The 2,828-nt window shown below is 58.3% G+C and carries 1 protein-coding gene and 1 pseudogene; one reads left to right on the forward strand and one right to left on the reverse strand.

Translation table 11 applies throughout. The annotated features are described in order from the left end of the window. Positions 1-247: 247 nt before the first annotated feature. Positions 248-1,540 (forward strand): nitrate/nitrite transporter, encoded by a 1,293-nt coding sequence (locus DC347_RS21280; RefSeq protein WP_165838109.1) that lies wholly within the window; start codon positions 248-250, stop codon positions 1,538-1,540. A gap of 1,079 nt (positions 1,541-2,619) precedes the next feature. On the opposite strand, the pseudogene DC347_RS21285 reads toward DC347_RS21280, so the two are convergent. Beyond that, a pseudogene (locus DC347_RS21285) lies at positions 2,620-2,828 on the reverse strand (DUF4192 family protein); the annotation flags it as partial.

Below are 2,828 nucleotides of genomic sequence, written 5' to 3' on the forward strand. Positions count from 1 at the left end.
GACTCGTACTACCCATCATCAATCGCTAACACGGCTCCCACCTTCTACTCCGTATTCCAGGTCGTCGTCCGGGGTGGCTCCTTAGGCGAACCAACGTATCGATAGGCGTACTGCCTGAATCTGCCGCGGGACTCTAAGACCACACGTGTCCGTCGGCTCTTAGCCGAAACACCGTCCAAAAAAATATTCATTCAGCTCTATGGGTGCGATATGTGCCCGCAACCCAATTCTCGGAAGGAAGACGTCAATGACGACAGTTCAGGCATCGGAACCAGCCACAGACACGCGCTATAAGACGCAACGGCTGATGTCTACGGTCGGGGCAGGCATCTTGATGATGTTGATGTCCGTGGGCATCGGCTTTGGGTTTACCGTGCAAGTGGGCATGGAAAGGTTTGGGGTAGGTGCGACCCAGTACTCAATTTGGATGTCGGCTTTCCAGCTTTCCTGTGCTCTCTCATACTCTGCCATCGGAGCGCTGGCACGCAGATTCCCGGTTCGCAACATCGTCATAGTCGCCGGACTTTTAGCAACCGCGAGCATGACGGGCATGGCGTTTGCCCCAACTTTTTTGTGGCTCTCAATAGGGGCAGTGTTCTTCGGCATCGGATTCGCCGGCTGCGGCATTGTGACGGCGAATGCGCTTATCAGCCAATGGCACACCCATGGTCGCACAGGCACTGTTTTTGGGTTTGTTGCATCCGGTGTCGGCGTCGGCGGCTTCGTGTGGGGGCTCATTTTTCCCCCAGTCGTTTCATCGGGTGGCTTCACCGGAACGATGCTATTGATTGCACTGATCGTCTTCATTTGCAGTGTGGTGAATGCACTTGTCCTCGTTCGCTCTGCCCCAGCGACGCCACTGATACTTACTCCCGAGCCTGCTGGCCACAGAAATCAACGAAAAGCTGCCCTGGCCGGGCTGGGCGTAGTTGTTGCACTCCTCGTGGCTTCTTCATTTATCTTCGCGCTGGAGGGAGGCTGGCCACTGGTGATGGCGGCGGTACTGCAGTCAAACGGTATCTCCTTGACGACAGCTGGCCTAATGATTTCTCTGTGGGCCCTCGTGGCGATTGTCGCCAAACCGATTCTCGGACATATCTCTGACCGCGTCGGCATGCTTCCACTGTTCATCCTGCTGGCAATCATTTTCATCGTGAGTTTGCCCGGAATGGCTCTCTTCGGCCACCTCGGCGAGTGGGTCTATTTCGTCCTCATTCCGGTCGTGTCGCTTGCAATGGGGGTAAATGGTGTTGTACTCCCGTTGGTAGTTCTTCGGTCAGTGGGGAGGTCTGCCTTCCCGCAGGTATATGGATTCACTTTGACCGCGGTCTCTCTCGCAGTTGCGATATCACTGCCGCTGTGGGGTCTGTCACGCGACCTCACAGGTTCGTACAACGCTGCCATGATTTGTGCAGGGTTCGCCGGTGTTGCTGGACTCGCCCTGCTCTATGTGGCCCGTAGCGTTGGACGCAAGAAGAGCGCACCGACTGACGAAGATGATCTATCCGGAGCGTATGTAGGAGCCTCGAAAAGCGAGTAACAGCTTCCTTACGGTGCGGCGATGAGGAGAGATCATGGACATACTGATCCACTCTTCGTATCCCATGCTGTGTAAATGGCCTGGGTGGCGGAGATCCCCGGTTCGGATGAGGTTTGATCCTGCCATCCTGGACATTCCTTGCACTGCGTCGTCCGGGGTAGAAGTTGTCGGATACCGAGGCAACCATTCAGGTCACGGGCTCAGTGGGTCGGCAGGTCGGTCTCCGGCCCGCTATTTCGCGATCGCGTGACTTTGCGGCTGGACGTGGCCGGGTCGGGATTGCCGCGCACGCCGCCTAGGCAATTGGGCCGTAATGCTGTCGGCCGCGGCGTTGGGATCGGTAGCGTCGCGGAAAGTGAGGGGAGCCCCCATGGCGCCAGGCTGAGACATAAGATGCATGACGAAGAACTCGGCCGCGTTGCGGGACCGTCGACTTCAAGTGGGACGTCCCCGGGTACCTAATCGTGACCCAGGCGGGGGAACACCGGCATGAACTGTCGCTGTAAGCGCTGCAGAGAAAACTGGCAGGGCAGGCCGGCCCGCCTGCCCTGCCAGGAACGCGGCGTTTGGGATAAGTCAGGCGCTGATCATGCAAGGAAATGCGGACTCATATGGTTTTCCAGCCGGCCTTCAGGCGAAGAACAGCCCGCAATCGCGGTTGGTCTAGAGCGCCAGGCGCGGCCGACTGGAAGACTCCGGGAGATTCTCCGGTTATCTGGAAATCATAGGCTCGCTGGCAGACCACGCTGCATCCAGACCGCGACGAACACGCCGCCTGGTGGCCGAATTGACCGGCGCTGCTGCGCATTTTGACCCCGTCGTCTGAATATTCCCGCCGTAAACCGGGCGCTGGTTGGTTCCTGAAGTCCCGAGTCGACGAAATAGGTCGGGATTAGCGGGCTGACAGCAGCGACTCCTCGCCTGTTTTCGAGAGCCGATAATGAACCTTCAGTCAACCTAAGCTGGTCGCTGGCTGGATGTCGGAGACATGGCGGCCTGTCGTCGCTAGCGGTGGGGAAGATCTCCTGGCCTTGTCACCGCTTGAGCGGGAGCACATTACCTGCCGAACAGGGTCAGACTTACAGCATGTCGAACGGTAGGGCCTTGTAAGCCGTGTTCTTGTTCATGTTCCAGCCGGCGACGATGCCGGAGCCGATCATTTGGTCGCTGAGGCGGGCGAGGCGGTAGGCGGGGTCGGTGTCGAGGGCGAGTTGGAGGAATTGGTGTGCTTTGCTGCCTCTGCCTTCCCACCAGTTGATGTAGCCAATCGGGACTGCCCCGGCTTTTG

The sequence above is a fragment of the Pseudarthrobacter sp. AG30 genome, assembly GCF_003116525.1.
In the GTDB taxonomy this organism is placed as follows: Bacteria; Actinomycetota; Actinomycetes; order Actinomycetales; family Micrococcaceae; genus Arthrobacter.

Excerpts from the sequence above, each read along its gene's own strand:
- DC347_RS21280 (WP_165838109.1), top strand. The coding sequence starts at position 248 with ATGACGACAGTTCAGGCATCGGAACCAGCCACAGACACGCGCTATAAG.